The 16,659-nt window shown below is 39.9% G+C and carries 20 protein-coding genes and 1 other annotated feature; of the genes, 4 read left to right on the top strand and 16 right to left on the bottom strand.

Annotation, left to right across the window (positions count from 1 at the left end; translation table 11 throughout):
• Window positions 1-9 precede the first annotated feature (9 nt).
• The 3 genes from P8610_RS04485 to P8610_RS04495 form a co-directional block, all read right to left on the bottom strand.
• On the bottom strand, window positions 10-417 hold the full coding sequence (locus P8610_RS04485; protein ID WP_394603256.1) for a hypothetical protein: 408 nt from the start codon (window positions 415-417) through the stop codon (window positions 10-12).
• 120 nt (window positions 418-537) lie between these two features.
• On the bottom strand, window positions 538-819 hold the full coding sequence (locus P8610_RS04490) for a hypothetical protein (protein WP_394603257.1): 282 nt from the start codon (window positions 817-819) through the stop codon (window positions 538-540).
• Window positions 820-1,056: 237 nt separating this feature from the next.
• Complete coding sequence (locus P8610_RS04495; protein ID WP_394603258.1) at window positions 1,057-1,551, bottom strand: competence protein ComK; 495 nt, start codon at window positions 1,549-1,551, stop codon at window positions 1,057-1,059.
• A gap of 277 nt (window positions 1,552-1,828) precedes the next feature.
• Here P8610_RS04495 and P8610_RS04500 point away from each other — a divergent pair, with 277 nt between their 5' ends.
• Window positions 1,829-2,623 (top strand): cyanophycinase, encoded by a 795-nt coding sequence (locus P8610_RS04500; protein WP_394603259.1) that lies wholly within the window; start codon window positions 1,829-1,831, stop codon window positions 2,621-2,623.
• Window positions 2,624-2,638: 15 nt separating this feature from the next.
• Complete coding sequence (gene cphA / locus P8610_RS04505) at window positions 2,639-5,266, top strand: cyanophycin synthetase (protein ID WP_394603260.1); 2,628 nt, start codon at window positions 2,639-2,641, stop codon at window positions 5,264-5,266.
• A 42-nt stretch (window positions 5,267-5,308) separates the two neighbouring features.
• Here cphA and P8610_RS04510 read toward each other — a convergent pair whose 3' ends face one another.
• The 4 genes from P8610_RS04510 to P8610_RS04525 form a co-directional block, all read right to left on the bottom strand.
• Window positions 5,309-6,058: a hypothetical protein gene (locus P8610_RS04510; RefSeq protein WP_394603261.1), complete on the bottom strand. Its 750-nt coding sequence runs from the start codon at window positions 6,056-6,058 to the stop codon at window positions 5,309-5,311.
• Window positions 6,059-6,061: 3 nt separating this feature from the next.
• Entirely contained in the window at window positions 6,062-6,514 is a 453-nt protein-coding gene (locus P8610_RS04515) for a hypothetical protein (RefSeq protein WP_394603262.1), read from the bottom strand.
• A 423-nt stretch (window positions 6,515-6,937) separates the two neighbouring features.
• Window positions 6,938-7,333 carry a hypothetical protein gene (locus tag P8610_RS04520; RefSeq protein ID WP_289496212.1) on the bottom strand — a complete coding sequence of 132 codons (396 nt, stop codon included), beginning with the start codon at window positions 7,331-7,333 and terminating at the stop codon, window positions 6,938-6,940.
• A gap of 126 nt (window positions 7,334-7,459) precedes the next feature.
• Complete coding sequence (locus P8610_RS04525) at window positions 7,460-7,612, bottom strand: DUF3934 family protein (protein ID WP_289496213.1); 153 nt, start codon at window positions 7,610-7,612, stop codon at window positions 7,460-7,462.
• Window positions 7,613-8,100: 488 nt separating this feature from the next.
• Between P8610_RS04525 and P8610_RS04530 the strand changes: the two genes are divergently transcribed.
• Window positions 8,101-8,481: a hypothetical protein gene (locus tag P8610_RS04530; protein ID WP_394603263.1), complete on the top strand. Its 381-nt coding sequence runs from the start codon at window positions 8,101-8,103 to the stop codon at window positions 8,479-8,481.
• Here the strand turns inward: P8610_RS04530 and P8610_RS04535 are convergent.
• From P8610_RS04535 to P8610_RS04550, 4 genes are read right to left on the bottom strand one after another with little or no spacing between them, the layout of a single operon-like run.
• Complete coding sequence (locus tag P8610_RS04535) at window positions 8,474-8,857, bottom strand: hypothetical protein (RefSeq protein ID WP_394603264.1); 384 nt, start codon at window positions 8,855-8,857, stop codon at window positions 8,474-8,476. The genes P8610_RS04530 and P8610_RS04535 overlap by 8 nt on opposite strands.
• Window positions 8,857-9,423: a GNAT family N-acetyltransferase gene (locus P8610_RS04540; protein WP_394603265.1), complete on the bottom strand. Its 567-nt coding sequence runs from the start codon at window positions 9,421-9,423 to the stop codon at window positions 8,857-8,859. Before P8610_RS04540 ends, P8610_RS04535 begins: the two co-directional genes overlap by 1 nt.
• A 60-nt stretch (window positions 9,424-9,483) precedes the next feature.
• On the bottom strand, window positions 9,484-10,323 hold the full coding sequence (locus tag P8610_RS04545) for a DUF1835 domain-containing protein (RefSeq protein WP_394603266.1): 840 nt from the start codon (window positions 10,321-10,323) through the stop codon (window positions 9,484-9,486).
• A gap of 18 nt (window positions 10,324-10,341) precedes the next feature.
• The gene (locus P8610_RS04550; protein WP_394603267.1) at window positions 10,342-10,587 is read right to left on the bottom strand and encodes a hypothetical protein; all 246 of its coding nucleotides are present in this window, start codon (window positions 10,585-10,587) and stop codon (window positions 10,342-10,344) included.
• A gap of 312 nt (window positions 10,588-10,899) precedes the next feature.
• Here P8610_RS04550 and P8610_RS04555 point away from each other — a divergent pair, with 312 nt between their 5' ends.
• Window positions 10,900-11,250 carry a cyclic-phosphate processing receiver domain-containing protein gene (locus P8610_RS04555; protein ID WP_394603268.1) on the top strand — a complete coding sequence of 117 codons (351 nt, stop codon included), beginning with the start codon at window positions 10,900-10,902 and terminating at the stop codon, window positions 11,248-11,250.
• A 33-nt stretch (window positions 11,251-11,283) separates the two neighbouring features.
• Here P8610_RS04555 and P8610_RS04560 read toward each other — a convergent pair whose 3' ends face one another.
• From P8610_RS04560 to P8610_RS04580, 5 genes are all read right to left on the bottom strand, one after another.
• Window positions 11,284-12,087, bottom strand: a complete 804-nt coding sequence (locus P8610_RS04560; RefSeq protein ID WP_394603269.1) for a protein phosphatase 2C domain-containing protein — start codon at window positions 12,085-12,087, stop codon at window positions 11,284-11,286.
• Complete coding sequence (locus P8610_RS04565) at window positions 12,074-12,535, bottom strand: HIT family protein (protein ID WP_394603270.1); 462 nt, start codon at window positions 12,533-12,535, stop codon at window positions 12,074-12,076. The genes P8610_RS04560 and P8610_RS04565 overlap by 14 nt, the downstream gene beginning before the upstream one ends.
• A 42-nt stretch (window positions 12,536-12,577) precedes the next feature.
• Window positions 12,578-12,805, bottom strand: a binding site (T-box leader).
• Window positions 12,806-12,923: 118 nt separating this feature from the next.
• A complete protein-coding gene (locus tag P8610_RS04570; RefSeq protein ID WP_394603271.1) occupies window positions 12,924-13,433 on the bottom strand; it encodes a GNAT family N-acetyltransferase in 510 nt (169 codons plus the stop codon).
• Between the two features lie 118 nt (window positions 13,434-13,551).
• Window positions 13,552-14,085: a dihydrofolate reductase family protein gene (locus P8610_RS04575; RefSeq protein ID WP_394603272.1), complete on the bottom strand. Its 534-nt coding sequence runs from the start codon at window positions 14,083-14,085 to the stop codon at window positions 13,552-13,554.
• Between the two features lie 93 nt (window positions 14,086-14,178).
• A complete protein-coding gene (locus P8610_RS04580; protein WP_394603273.1) occupies window positions 14,179-16,356 on the bottom strand; it encodes an FUSC family protein in 2,178 nt (725 codons plus the stop codon).
• Window positions 16,357-16,659: the final 303 nt, after the last annotated feature.

A 16,659-nucleotide genomic window follows, 5' to 3' on the forward strand; every position in this document is an offset into this window, starting at 1 on the left:
GAAGGCTTTTTATTTTACTTCAAGAGCAAACGCATATAACGCATCTCCATCAGAGACATCTTTTTCTTTTTCAGACATCCACCAAACACTATAACCGTAAATGTATGTTCCTTTTTCTAAAGGGGCTTTGAAACCATGATTATTCATTTTCACTTCAGTTTCCTGATTATCTCTAAACAGTGAAATATGAACCTCGTTTGGTTTACGACTGAAATCCATTTCAACAGAGACTTCATCTCCGGGCTTTACCTGTATGGGTTCTTCTCCGCTTACAAGATCAACAGGCCCTGCCGTATCTACACACATAGCTGATGTATTTGATTTCCAGCAATAACTCCCAAGTTTCGTTTCGTATTTTTTATCCCCTATGGCAACAAAAGAAGCCGGTGGTTGTTTTCCTGTCATACCAGTTGCCATCTGTACAACCTGCCAGGATTATGACTATCAACCACATTAAAACAGCTGTGAATTTTTTTCATGTGATTGCCTCCTTTTTTATACAGTCGATAAATGAGGAAGCAAAGTTACCAATGCCTGTTATTTACCACCAATACCTAGAGATAAGAGTAATAATCCAAATATGGAGATGACGGCCATCAATAAAATAACAAACAATCCAAAAAATTTAGCTTTTCCACTTTCTTTTTTAACAATGGCTACAATACTGAGAATTACCCCAATAAAATAAAGCATGATGCCGCCGAATAGAAAGATCGCTACCTGTTGTGCTACTTGGTCACGAACGATAAAAGGCCAAGCTGTTACGATAATACCTGCTATACAAAACCAAAAAGACAAACGACTAAAACGTAAATTCAATTTCCTGGCACACTCCTGTTCATGTTCTTCTAGTGAAGTTCATTAACCATTGTTGCCACTTTTATATAAAAAATCAACTGTGATGCTATAAATTCGTTTTTAAATCAAACCTACGAATAATGAAGGTTCGATAAAAGACCATTGAAACAAACTAGCGGCTAGTAAGTTGGATTATACAAAAAAGCCCGAATACAACAAATCTTTGCATCGGGCGTTTTTCTGCTATTTATTGCTCTCTTAATATCTCGTAATTCGTTCACTGACCCTTTCACTAAGGATGTATCGGTACTGTGCGGTTCGGAAGAGTTTTGCCTCTAATGCATATTTAGATTGGGGTAATATCAAATTTGCGGTGTTTTTAAAGTGGACACTGCACGTGTCTGAATCTATTGAATCAATCCTTTGAACATGTGATTGGGATAACCAGATACACGTTTCATTTTTAGGAGATTCTACAGGAAAAAAGAAAATGCCTAGTTCGAGGTTGATCATGATTGGGGATAAACTCACATAGCCCATCGAGCGTCGAACGGCTTCTCGCCGGCCTTCATAACTCGATCCAAAAAATAAACAGCTTTCATTGATGATCTTGATCGGACTTAATGCAACTCTTTCGTTTTTCTCTGATTCTAAGATTTCGGTTTGTACTTCGCCATATTCATTATAAAAAGGCAAAAGCGCCATCGTACTCGTATTGATTTCGTAAGAACGAAGAAGTAATGTTTTTTCCATTAATACATCCTCCCTTTTCATCTATAAATAATTCCCTAGCTCGCTCCTCCCTCTTCACAAAATACCGAAAGTGAAATACTTCCAATGGGTAAATTATACTAATTATTCCGACAATTATCTATATTTTTTTACAAAAAATTTAACTATTTAAATAATTCATAAATTAATTCCTCAAATAGGTTTGAACGCTGGCGAATTGTGGAATACATAACAGGGCGAAATGGACGATCGTTTCGACCAATTTTTCCTACTACTTAATATAAGAGGCTGATGAAAGATGGCAAAAGGTGATCTATTGATCATTGGTGGCAATGAGGACAAAAACGATAAGAAAACAATCTTATCCCGATTCTCTGCTCTATGTAAAAATCGTCAAGGACCGATTGGAATCTTGACAACAGCATCCGGCTATCCGGAAGAAGTGGGCAGTGAATATTATCAATTGTTTCAAGCATTACATGGTACTAAGCCACTGCTTTTCCATTTAGATTCCCGTGAAAAAGCGGAAGACCCTGAATTACCTGAACAGCTCTCTACCCTATCAGGCCTGTTTATGACAGGCGGCGACCAATTAAGGTTGACTAGCATCTTGGGTGGAACAACGTTTTATAAACACCTCTTTCAAGAATGGAAAGGCGGATTGACAATCGGCGGAACAAGTGCCGGTGCTGCTGTCATGAGCAGATTAATGATCATCTCTTCCAAACTATTTGAAAAAGAGGATGTTTCAGTTCTTGAAATGGGTTCAGGCTTTGGTTTTTTAGAAGACGTTATTATTGACCAGCACTTTTCTCAGCGTGACCGTTTTAGCAGACTCATGCGAGCTATTGCGTTAAATCCTCAGATCATTGGCATCGGTATCGATGAAAACACGGCAATCTGGGTGCATAACGACGGCAAGCAGTTTGAAGTAATCGGCGAATACAACGTGAGCATTTTTGACGGCAAGACATCAACATATGTAGACGTTGCTGAGAACAAAGGAAACATGACCATTTCCGATATCCGCTTCCATACACTTGGTGCGGGTGCTGTTTTCGATTTACACAAACGAGAATTAATCATCACTTAAGGAGCGAGCGTCTTAATGAAAATCAATCGCGTTAATTACTTAACGGGCCCAAATCTTTACAGCTTCAAACCAACTATTTGGATTGAACTTGATATAGAAGAATTTGAAGAAAAACCATCAAACCTGTTACCTGGTTTTACAGATAAATTATTACAAGTCATTCCTACCCTCCATACTCATACGTGTTCGAGAGGCTATGCTGGCGGATTTGTAGAACGCCTTTACGAAGGAACATGGATTGGACATATATTAGAGCACATAGCACTTGAGATCCAGCATCTTGCAGACATTTCTGTAAAGCGAGGCAAAACCATTACGAGTGAACGAACAGGCATTTATTTTGTAACATACGATTATGTGGAACCTAAGTCTGGCTATTATGCATTCGAAGCAGCAATCGAGATTGTAACCGCTATCTTAGAAGGAAAAGAAGTCAGCGCAGAATCATACATCAAGTATACCTCTGACCTTTACCATATGCATAAACTAGGGCCGAGTACTGAAGCAATCTATGAAGCTGCGCGAAAACGCAAGATACCAGTAGAACGCATTGGAACGAACAGTTATTTAAGACTTGGAACGGGCAAAAAGCAAAAATCTGTTCAAGCAACGATTTCTTCCCAAACGTCCTATCTGGCTGTCGAGAACTCATGCGATAAAGACATGACCAAGACTTTAGTAAAAGGTGCTGGTCTCCCTGTACCATCAGGAGATGTCGTGTCTAATGAGTATGAACTGCTTCAGTCTGCTGAGAAAATCGGTTATCCGCTTGTGATCAAACCGCTTAACGGCAGACAAGGGCAAAACATCGTTACAAATATACAAAATGACACAGATTTAATTGCTGCTTTTCGCTGTGTGTACAGTGAAGGCACTTCATATATTTTAGAGCGTTATTACGCAGGGAACGATTATCGTTTGTTTGTTGTAAATAACGAACTTGTTGCCGCAAGTCTCCGTCTGCCTCCTTTTGTTATAGGAGATGGATATAAAACGATTGGTGAACTGATTGATGAAGAAAACTTGAACCCAGTTCGCGGTGAAGGACATGAAAAAGCGATGAGCAAGATTCCGCTGGATGAGCGAACAGTCGTCCACCTAGAAAAAAGCGGATACTCTCTTCAATCTGTACTGAAAAAAGGAGAGTCCGTTGAAGTACTTGGCAACGCCAACTTGTCTACAGGCGGCTCAGCCATTGATGTAACAGATGAAGTTCATCCTGATTATCGTAAGATGGCAATTGAAGCAGCGGCAGCTGTTGGATTGGATATTGCAGGCATAGACATCCTTTCTACAGATGTTACCGTTCCTTTTGTTGAAGGTGAAGCTGCCATTCTTGAAGTGAACGCTGCTCCTGGCATCCGTATGCATCTTTACCCATCTCAAGGAAAAAGCCGAGACGCAGGCGGAGCAATTGTAGACTATCTATTTTCTTCGCGTGAAGAAGCTGCGATTCCCGTTGTTGCTGTAACGGGGACAAACGGAAAAACAACAACTACACGTCTCGTTTCACATCTTTTACAAAAAGAAAACGTGACAGTCGGGTTTACCTGTTCAGATGGTGTTTGGGTAGGTGATCAGCAACTAGACGCTGGTGATTGCAGCGGACCAAGAAGTGCTCGTAAAGTGTTGTCTCATCCTTCAGTTGATGTGGCCGTGCTGGAAACAGCCCGTGGCGGAATGCTTCGCGAAGGACTTGCTTTCCGTTATTGCAACGTTGGAATTGTAACGAATGTCAGTGAAGACCACCTCGGGTTGAATGGCGTAGAAACACTAGATGCTTTGAAGCGATTAAAGCAGACGGTAGCTGAAGTCGTTCTTCCTGAAGGCACGTGTGTTTTGAATGCCGACGATCCTCGATGTGTAGATATGGCAAACCACACGAATGGTGAAGTAATCTTCTTCTCTTTAACAATGATGAACCCTGTTATTCAGGATCAATTGAAAAAAGGTCGGAAGGTTTGGTACCTGGAGGACGATTGGGTGGTGTATAGTGAGAACGGAAAAGCAGAAAGATTCCTTCCTGTCTCTCATATCCCGATTACGATCAACGGTGCTGCGCGACACAACATCGCGAACGTTCTAGGCGCACTTGCTGCTGCTCATTCTCTGGGAAGACCTTTATCAGAGTTAAGAAGCAAAGTGATTACGTTCCTTTCGACTGAAAATCAAAATCGAGGACGTTTCAACGTGGTCAACATCCATGACCGTACCATCGTAATTGATTATGCGCATAATCCTGCTGGTCTTAAAGCGTTGTTTGAAACCGTTGGACATTTAAAGAGTGGTCGTGTGATAACCGTCGGGTCGGCAGCTGGTGACAGACAAGATCATACTATACAAGAGATGGGCCGCATTTTCGGTACTCACTCAGATATCTTCATCATCAAAGAGGATGTAAATTTGAGAGGCCGCATTCCAGGGGAAACCGTTCATCTTCTTTATACAGGTGTAAAGGAAGCGAACGGCACCACTTCTGTTTCGGTGTACCCGAAAGAAGCAGAGGCGATGATTCAAGCATGGGAATGTTCAGAGCCGGGCGACACACTCGTCTTTTTATATGATGAATACACATCCATTCAAGGCATTCTTCAAAAGATCAGAAACTCCAAAGCAGTCGGTGTACTGCAGAAGGCGGAATAAAGAAAAGGTGCAGTTCCACTAACGTGAGCTGCACCTTTTTATTTATTCAATAGACTCTAGTTCGTGATTATCAATCAAACCAATGGGGTCGTAGTTTCCTCCACGTAAAAATCCACCGCCGTTAATAGAACGTTTTAAAAAGATGTCTTCATCGTTTTCTTTTTGAAACACAGGCTGCCAAGCAAATGTAAAATGCTGATCAGGATTCATGTCCATAAACATGTCATTCATGCTGTCGGTTTTTTGTACGCTGTTGGCAAAATGGATGATTGAAACCCAATCTTTTGGAAGTTTCTCATGCCCGTATGAGGTTTGTGATGACTTTACTTTTTTCATTAACTGTACTTTAGGGTAATAATACTCAATTCCCTGTGTAACCTCATATCCTCGATTACGCAGCAAATAAAATTGGGCAGACTGAAATTTATCATCAGGATGAAAATTCCAAACTATCTGATAGGATGAAGAATCCTCACTATCGATCTTCCATAGAATAGGCTGGCCCACTGCATTCACAGCTTCTAACTCCCATTTGCGTTTTTTCCAAACAAAGAAACTCGTACCATAATCGTTATGTTTAGAGATATACGGAACAAACAGATGACGTTCGTCAACTAAAATCGCATCTTGAACCTTAGCAATCTCTGCTTCTTCATACGCTCTATCAATTTGCTTCATCAGTTCCCCGTTACTGGGAATCGTGCTTGGCTCTGAATAATAATACCAATACACAAATCCCCCAACCATTATCAGAATCGTGATCAGCAGTAAGAAAAGTAGTTTTTTGTTCATCCGTTATTCCAGCCCTTCTACAAACGAAACATCTGAGCGAAAATAATACTGTTTTTTCTGTGTAGTCAACAGAAGACCTTTTCCATCTTTCTCAACAAAAATGGTGGTGTGTAAGCCGCTTCCCCACTTCGGTTCTGTTCCTACAATTTGATACGGAAACTTTTCCTTTCGTTCTTGCTGCGGCAAATCAATATTTACGATCTCGTTGTACCATCCTTGGCTGTCGATTGGTTTCGTATTCATTTTGGATAGCTGTTGTTTAAACACTTCTTGATCTAATGTGCTTTCTTTTGCCCCGGTGTGAAGTGGAAAAAGACGTGCTAGATCTGTTTTTGCTATATAAGTTGACAGCTTCTTATCAGGATATATTGCTTGATCAAATGGTATCGTGGCTAAACTAGCTGCGAGAAAAATGAAATTGGCGAAGAAACCTAGCCATGCGAACCTGCGATACATTACCCATTTCTCCACTTTATTACGTAACACAAAATACAAAATACATACCCCTAATGGGAGGATAGGAATTTGGACAAAAGTAGAAAAAAGAGTGAGATCAAATGAAAAACAAAATAAGCCAACGAACAAAATGAGCAGTACTTTCCATATCTTAGGCTTAACTTCTAGCTTTTTATAAAGACGAAACGTCAGGATACCAATAATGAAATAGGCTATGCTGTACATTAGAACAGCAGGAAAATGATTAAGGAAACTAAATGTGATGATGCTCAACACTCCCTCTTCAGTAAAACTATCTATATACCAAACTATGTATGTAATTCAATTTAATAACAATTATGCCATAGTGTTGATTATTCGACTATCACTCAAAATAAAAAAGCTCAACAGGCGTTATGCTAGTTGAGCTTTCCATCCATCATATTATTTCAGTGTTTTAACAATGATCGCTTGTGACGCACTTTTGATGAGACAGCCTTCTAAATCTTCTTCTTTTAATAACCCGAGTGTGATGGCAGACTTTACCTTTTCCTCGTCCGGTTTTGGTACGTGATGAATGAGGTCGGTCATGTTCAGTTCAGTGAGCCGGTGCACCGTTTTTTCATCGTGAAGTTTTTCAGATTTCCGAATCTGCCTCTGCAGCTTATAGTTGTTAACAGAGACTTCCCCTTTTTGATTGGGTCCGACTAGGTTGTCGAAATAAATGTGAAAAACTTTTTTTAGTTCATCCAGTTCCTTTTCCAGCTCTTTCTTCTTTTCGTTGAGAGTGTTGTATTTGATGATCAGGTCTTCTGAAATGGTATAGTTTTGAGTCGTCACAGCTCGTCCCCCCGTTATGAATAGATAGTTCATCTTATGGCGGGAGTGAGTGGATTATGCCATGACAAAAGCCACCTTTTCATGTGGAAAGGCGGCTTTTGTCATGGCATTTATTTGTGGCGATATCTATTTCGTTTCATTTTCGCTCTCAGGCTTATTTTTCCCCTTACTTACATAAGGTTTTGGACCCTTTTTCTTGCTGCTCGATTTCCAGCGGTTCCAGCCCTTTTTCCCCGTACCCTGGCCAACCCCGCTTTTCTTGCCTTTTGCTTTACTCATTTTATCACTCCAAGAAAGTCAGTAATATGAATTATACTACATTACCGGCGGCGAGGGTAGTTCCTTAATGAAGAGTAGAAGGAGCTGGATTATAAAATTATGTGATGTAAGGCTTTTTTTATGTGATATTACCCATTTTTTATGTGATGAGTGCCGATTTTTATGTGATTCTCCTAGGAAATTATTTGATTCTTGATATGTTGAATTTCGGTTATTTAGAAAATGGTTTTTTGCAGCACCAGATCATGCATCACTATAATAAATTCATAAGTTAAAGGGAGGTTTTTTATAAAAAAACAGCCGAACCCCCTACGTCATACAAAAACTCGGTGCAGTCATTAACAGATTGCAAAGCTGTCATCCAGAACGTTCAAAATTGGAAGGAAATTTGGCAAAATATAAATGCATTAAAGTTAGTCATAAGTAGCCTTCTGTTACCTAGTAAATATGAAGAATTCAATGCAAAATATAAAAAGGATGTGCTGTCGATGAAAGAAAGGAAAAAGATCAAAAGATTATTGATGAAGTTAAACGAACCATATAATCCCGATATCCTAAGCTATTATGGAATTGATAAAAGTGAATTGATAACAGGTGTGCTATGCCCTAAATGTAACAATCAAATGATTCGGTTAAACGCTAACTGGGAGTGTTCAGCCTGTTTGCATACCTCTAAGACTGCACATATTCAAGCACTGAGAGATTACGCTCTTATCATTTCAACGGATATAACAAATAAAGAATGTAAAGATTTTTTACATTTATCAACAAGTATGCAAGCTTACTACCTGCTCAACTCACTAAACCTTCCCTTTACTGGCACATCCCGCAGAACGAGAACCTATCATCTAGACTCCCTCATCACTTAACCTGATTCTTCAACTTTTCAGCATCTTCCCTTCCCAGCTTGCCGTACCTATGCTCATTTGGATCCACGATTTCCGCATCCATTTCATCATGAAACCAAATTTTATATTCTTCCAATCTCTCAGGCATATTCGGATCATACAGATAGAACAAGGTTAACGTCATATCTTCTTTTCGCGACATCTCCACTTTTTCGTTTTCCCAATTCACTTTTTCTAACTGCGCACCAATCGATTTCACCTGATTCTCATCTGTTATTATTCCATCATCGCTTGGCCGCATCTCAACCGTTTCATAATCAACACGAACCAGCTTTTCTTCCTTATTGCATGCAGCTAAACTCATCACAAGAAAGAGCACGACCAGCCATTTTTTCATCAGTCAGCTGGATTGATAATCGCCATCTGTTGATGATCTTCCCATCGGCCGTTGATCTTCACGTTTTTACGTGCTAGTCCCTCTTTTTCGAAACCAGCTTTCTCCAAAACGCGAATGGAACCGATGTTGTGTGGCATAACGCCCGCCTCAACTCGGTGCAGCTTCAGCTCATCGAACGCATACTTCACAATAAGTCGAACTGCTTCTGTCGTGTAGCCTTTTCCATTATGCTTCTTATCCAAAAAGTAACCTACAAACGCACTCTGGATGGACCCACGCATCACCGCGAACAGATTAATCGTTCCAATGAGTAGATCGTCATCTGTTGTAAAAATACCAAAATAGTAATCTAAATCTTGTTTTGCATTCTCCACCAGCATCTGAATACGCTTCTGCTGGTTTTCCAAGGTATAAAAATCATCACTGCGTTCCATCGCAAACTGACTAAAAAAATCCCTGTTTTCCAATTGAAGGCTTACCATTGCCTCAGCGTCCTCAATTGTCAGATGCCTGATATAAATGTTCTCGCTAGATAATTTAACATTCGTTTCCATACTTTTATTCATACTCAATTCTCTCCATTTCTTATGTAAAGGCTCATCTTTCAAATTAACTTTTCTGCTCTTTTATTTTTTGGCTAGCCTCACACTATAATTCCTCATGCCCACTAGATTTCCTTCATATTCAAATATACCTTGGTTGATCAATTCCAATATCCGATATTGTATAAATTCATCACCGACATATTGTTCAAGATGTCCGATAACATCCCCGATGAGGCGTGCTGATTTCTTAAATTCATCATCATATTTCCATTCTAAACGTCTAGCCGTATTGATGATAAAAGGATCTAGATGATTAACACTAACACTCCTGATTTCCCCGTTTCCCCACAGCCTCAAAATTTCATTTGAACTGCTCAAAGACTGCCACTCTTTTACGAGTTGTTTCTTATCCTTTAAAGAAATCCGTTCGTCATTTCTCGTTTTTTCTAAAATGACTTGCAGCTTTTTTGGAGGGATCTCCCCGGTATGCTGGGAAACATAATAGATTTCGGGATGTTTGCAATATTTGTCGTAGCTCTCATTCGTGTGCACCACTAGGATAGGGTTCGGCCGATTTTCAAGCAGCTTCAGCACAAACCTGATACCAGTCTGTTCAGGTGCATTGTCCGCTGTCCATACGGTAATTTCAGCATGATCGGGAATATCGTTAATTTCACGAAGAGTTTCTCTGAACTGCTCTTCATATTTACTTTCGTAATAGAAATCAAATTCGTCTTTTGGCATATGTTTCTTAAGCCAGTTCACTCGAGCTTCTATACCCGCTTCCGTCTCCAATTGAAAAATAGGACCTACTGCGAACTGATCGGCAAACCCAATCACTTTATCGTTTTTACCCATCTTCTTAAGCGCCCATTTCAAACCTCCAGCCGCAGACTCCCCAAATAAAATATGAACGTTCATTTATCCAGCTCCTCAACCTCATTTTTTCGTTGAGGTATCTTTTTCGTTCCCTCGTTTAAAATTCCCGGTTACTTTTGCCAAAATCAGTTGAACGTCTTTGTCAGTTGAAGCTTGGTCAATTCGATTAATCATTTTGTCCGCTTCTTTTCCTTTTAACACCATGACTTGTTTACCATGATATTCAATAAAAACGGTGTTATTTTTGGTTATGCGATACGTAAAAACTTCCTCATCAAGTCGTTTACGGTTATCAGTATTCCCCATCAAGCCACCCCTTTTTAAATTTACACTTAACACTTACTCATTTAATTTGAAAAATCCTTTTATGTTCGGAAGGAAAAAGCGATTATATAAAGAATTTAACACTTTAATAATTAAATAAGAAAAATACTATTTTCTACAAAAAATGTGAAAATGCTTTATCTACGACGTTTTTGGTACTGTTTCCTGCCAACAGCATGAATTGCCATAGTATGTTATAATTAATATATTAAAATAACTTAGGGCTCTCGACTTTTCTTAGTCACCCTCCGTTTATGGAAGGGAGTGCAAGAAATGGAGAAAATCAGCGTATTTATGGATGATTACCGTAGCCCGCCTGAAGGTTACGTTTACGTCGAAACGATAGATGAATGTATGGAATTGTTAAGAACTCGGGACATCGAACATTTATCGCTTGATCACGATCTGCTCAGCAATACCAGAAATGGTCTCATGCTCGTTCAGATGATGGTCGATGAACAACTGTTTGCCAATCGCATCACCATTCACTCTGCCAATTCAGTAGGCGGAAAAAACATGTACAACTGCCTCAAACAAGCTCAAAAAGACCTCATCATGCCTCACACAATCATCGTTTCCTTACGTCCACTGCCGCTCAAGTATTTTCCGCCAAGAGTACTTCAACACTACTTAAATATTAAATAGGTCCCTGCACGAGATTTACCGGAGGGAACAGCTTTACACATCACTTGGCATACTGGCTGTTTCCTCTATTTCAACAGACCACGCAATGATTGTTGTGCTGTCTCTTACACCGTTATCTTTTACTTCAGACAAAAGCTTTCCTACCCCAACTTCAATTCCCTTTTCAAAAAGTACTGTCTGTATAGTCTCCGGATCCTCAAAAGGAACACCTGGACATTCTGTTAAGCCGTCAGTTGTCATGAATACGTGGTTCAACCCCTGTCTCATTTCTTTTTTACCCGTGCTATAACAGGGAACCGGAAGTTCAAACGTGTTCACTTCACCAACCCATTCGTAAAAACTTCTCTGTACAAGCTGTCTCTCTCCAAGCGCGATCAGTTCTGGATGAAATAAATGGACTATACAATCTCCAACGGAAAACCACCACAAATATTTCTCTTTTCGTACCACGATCAGACAAGCGGTTTCACCAGTTGTTTTGCGGCATGCCTCCATAAACTCTGGCTCTTGAAAAATGTCGAGTATGAGACTGTCCATCTTTTTTAGCGCTGGACCAGCGGATTTTGCTAAAGCGCCCATAATATCAATCTTCTTTTTCTCAAAGTACCCAACAACTAACTCAACGCTTTGAGCAGTCTTGTGACCATCGAGAACCATGGAAAATTCCCAGTTCTCCTCTTCATTCGTCCAAACCAAGCATCCGTCTTCGTTCTTGTACGAACCTGCAGCAGAGTTACCGCCAAACCTTCCAACAGTAACTCTACCAACCTGTCCCACATCTAATTCATCAATAAAGGTCTTTTCATGGCCAATCCATTTAAGTTCATGATGCAACATACGAATCCTCCTCCAAGAACCTCTTAACCTGTTCGCACACTTGCACGATCTCTTCGTTCATCCCAAACGGAGCATCTGGCCAGTCGTATGCTTCGTTCGGTCCCCAATATTCTGCAGGTGTTTTCGGATAACGCGGCACAATATGCATGTGCAGATGTGCAACTGAATTCCCTGAAACTAGCGCATAAATGTGTTCCGCACCCTGTGTTTCCTTAACCGCTTTACTCACCCTCGCCATAATTTGGCCGAATGCACTCGCCTCATCAGGTGTCATGTCTCCAAGTGATGCTGCGTGACGCTTAAGATCGATCATGATATGTCCCAAATATGATGGTTTTCCGCCTCTATCAATATGACCTACATAGATGAAATCATTTTCATAAATCTTGATCCCTGCCGTATTAATGCTTCCTTGATGCTTATTGCAAATAAAACAATCCTCACTCATGCGCCATCTCTCCTTTAGAAAAAATAAAAGCCCATCATCTCATAAAGAGACGATAGGCTGTTCCTAACGTGGTACCACTCTTCTTGGTTTGCCTGTACACTAAAAAGCAAACCTTCTCAAGACCTCATCACGGAGGTGAACCGTCCAGACTTAATTCTCAGCCTGGCCACTCCTAGGCGAGTTCAGGATTTCCGTTGACTGCTTTTCACCCATTTAAGCAGCTCTCTAAACAACAGAATTTTCCTTACTGCTCCTAATCAAAGCGTTTATCCTATGCATGGAAAACTTTTACTTATCATAGGTTTTTTAGAAAATTATGTCAAGGAGTTATTTGTAAATTGTTGCCTTGGTGTGAATGTTCTTCTAACAAAACCCCGGATAAGAACTATCACCTAATAAAATGCTTTTTGTATTTGCTATGATTATCAGTGTCTCCCAAATATTCAAAGCCATTATCTCGATAAAATCGGTTTAGCTTTACATTATCAGCCACACAATCTAATTTAATAAACCTCTTTCCACCCCCAAGATTTTCATGAATCCATTGCAAAATTTCTTTGCCTACTCCTCGATTCATATACTGCGGCCGTACTGCTAATCGATGTAAATACATGGAATCATAAACTTCTTCCTTACCGAAAATATGTTGATCCCACTCACTTTGCTCAGGTGATAATGTAAATGTGGCAATTATCACATCATCTTTTAAAACTTTATATGTATGATTTTCCTGGATGGATTGCTTAATTTCTTCATCATCACCGCCACCAAGCAGATAGCTCCACTGATTTATTCTGTTATCTTGTAACCATTTAGCTATTTCTTTTAAAAGGCTTATGACTAATTCATAATCCTCAGGAGATGCTTTTTGCACGACAAATTGCTTTAATTGATTCACTTTAACACCTCTCATTCTAGTTCTTAATAAACTAATTTCTTTTCAGATGTAAACATTCCTTCCTATTAATTCTATATACATAACAAAAGCAGCAACCCTTAAAGAGTTGCTGCCCACTTTAAATTGTTTTATAAGTCACTTGTACCAATCCAGACTCAAACGCTCTGCTCTCAACTAACTCCAACTTGCTTTCCGCTTCTGTTTCTTTAAACAATCGTATGCCTTTTCCAAGCATGATCGGAATGAAGGATATCACGTATTCATCAATTAAATTTAGAGATTTCAGTTCTCTTACAACCTCTGCTCCTCCATCAACGAAAATATTCTTACCCTCTTTGCTTTTTAGTTCCTGAATCAGTTCTATCACATTTCCACCATAAAACTCAACGTTATCATCATGTCCTGTTTTTGTTCTGGAGATCACATAACATTTCTTATCTTTGTGAGGAAATTCAATTCCAAAGGATAAGACTTTGTCGTACGTTTTCCTCCCCATGATAACCGTGTCCACTGTATTAACAAATGCTTCGTATCCGTAATCTTCACCAGGACGTTCAACCATTGATAACCAGTCAATATCTTCATTTTCTTTTGCTATAAATCCATCAACACTTGCCGCAATATATAAAATTACATTACGCTTTTTATTCATTTTAATACTCCTTTCAACTCCAATACCCATATTTTAACCGTTAAATATGACATCTTCTTTCATATTAACATTAGAAAAAGGAAGAAGTACCCACTACTCCTTCCCTCCTCCTAGTTCGTATCCTAACTCCACAATGGATCGATTAATTCGCCATACATAATAAAGGTGATGGACCAAGTCACGATTAGACTGTTTTCGGCTTGGTGCAAGCCTTTCAATCATTTCGCGTTCTTCTTCTAATGAATGAAGGACACCTTCTGTTTCATTTCCTTTAACGAGTTCCGATAACAAATCAATATTTCCTTTAAGTTTTTTTTCAATCTGTATAAACACCTCAACCAGCTCATCAGGATAATCAAACCCCTTTCGATAAGCTGAAGCAACGAGATGCCTTGCATAATAGTTGATCGCAGCTAGCACCGTCATCCATCTAACCATATCCGAATAAATGGGTGATCCCCGACGCTGCAGGAATGATTGTGCTTCGTCCCTTATTACCTGAAGCTTTTGATCCAGCAGAAACGCACTCTCAGAAAGATCCTTCACGTTCACATCTTCTCTAAAACCTCTCACATACTCTGTCACAAAAGGCGACAGTTCACCTAAAAAATCACCGATGGATTCTGCAACTTTGTCCTTAGTTTTCTTCGGAAAAATGATGTACGAAACACCTAATGCGATAGCAGCACCTGCAATCGTATCAAGCACACGCGCCCCAATCAGAGTAAGTGTAATACCACCTAATAGTAGATCATACATAAAAGCGATCAGCATCGTGATAAACACACTCATTAACGTATACGAAACGGTTAACAAATAAAAAGCTAAAAAAACGACTACGAAAAGAAAGATAACCTCTAATACCGTATGATCCGATAGGAGTTTGGCAAGAGCAAAACCCACAACTGCCCCTATAATCGTACCTAAAGAGCGCTGGTAGCCCTTTGTATAGATTCGTCCGATCGATTCTGTTCCAAGCAGCACAACAAACGCTGTAAGAAGAACCCAGTACGGCTGTGTTGGAGATATAATTAAACCTACGATAATTGATATAACACCCGCGACCAATGCTTGATACGCCTTTTTAGTGGACGGTTTCAGGGCGTTATCCTGCTCTGATGCTGAATCATCATTCTCCGCATTTTCTTCTGCCACTTCATCAGCCTTGTTTAGGGCTTGATGAGAATGAAGAGATTGCTGAATACTAACTGCTCCTTCAATGACATGGTTCGCAATGGATTCTATTCGGCGAATGAGATAGATCCATCCTTTTGGAGGCTCATCACGTTCAAACAGCTCCATTATTAATAAACGCAGCTGCTGAACCGCTTTTTCTGCAGGTTGTATATTTTGTTCTTTTACGTTTGGTGCAAGCACTTCCGCGTCACGTACCGCCTCTGTCACTGAAATCAGCAGCTGCTTGATTTCTTCCACTTCCAGGGCATCCGCTTTCTTAAGCCCTCGAACAGAATCAATCAGTGTCTCAATCAGCATCCCTGTATCAAAAACATACAACCTCAGCTGGTTCGGCAGCAAACCTGGCCACAGCTTTTGAACGTCGTCCGCGTTAATGTAGCCTGATACGATCAGCGCATACTCTCTTAATTTTAAGACATTCTTTTCTAACTCTTTTTTACGCATAGGGTCTGTCTTTTTATCCACCATCGCTTCAATCAATAGGTTAAGTGTTAAATTGCTCTGAATATGAAAAGATCTGATGCTGCTTCTAAGGTTTTTTGCGGTATCTTGAAACAAGAAGAAATTAAAGATAAAGGCATAGATCACGCCACACCAAACACCTATATAAAACCATGGCAGCTGTCCACTTGATAACTGTAGAACGGAAGAAAAATAAACGGTCATGAAGAAGATCATGAAGAGGGAAAAATACCGTGTACCAAATCTTGAGAAATAAAAACTGCTAAATACACTTAAAAGCAGAACCACGTCAATATAATAAGCATGTCCCGCAACAATGGAACCGATTGTGATTCCAAGCATGGCGGAAATTCCAAGCAGTACTGTCGTAAACTTCATTTGTTTCTTCGTATCATCCATTACGACCATGATCCCCATCAAACCAAGCATTCCTGAGACAATGGCAGGGGTGATGCCGCCCGGATGCCCGGTATAGCGCATAATCAGAAGTGTTGAAAAAATGGACAGTATCAAGCTAGCGGTTGCTCTACCCGCTTTTTGCAACCGGACATATCCAGGGTCAGAAGCCATCAGCCTCGCTAGCCATTGGTGTTTTCTATGTAGTTGCCGCACTGTCTCACCCCTCTTTTAAAAACTATAATTTTAAATAATAGCATGTGTCATGCCGTATACCAAGCGAACAGCTTGCTTTTGAGGCAGAGCCTTCAAGCTTCAGTATTTCCGAATTCTTATACTTTTCTTCATTTCTGTTGAACAGTCTCTCCAACCTTTCACTAGGTTTTTTACAACTTACATTCCAATCAACTTCCCAAAAAGCTTTGTTCTTATAGGCTATTTTCAAAAGTGTATTGCTTAAGAGTGTATTGTTTTTTCTACATTGAAAAGTTGATTGAAGTGTAAGGTCCGTTCCTATAA

It is taken from the genome of Fictibacillus sp. UD (assembly GCF_043558025.1).
In the GTDB taxonomy this organism is placed as follows: domain Bacteria; phylum Bacillota; class Bacilli; order Bacillales; family Fictibacillaceae; genus Fictibacillus.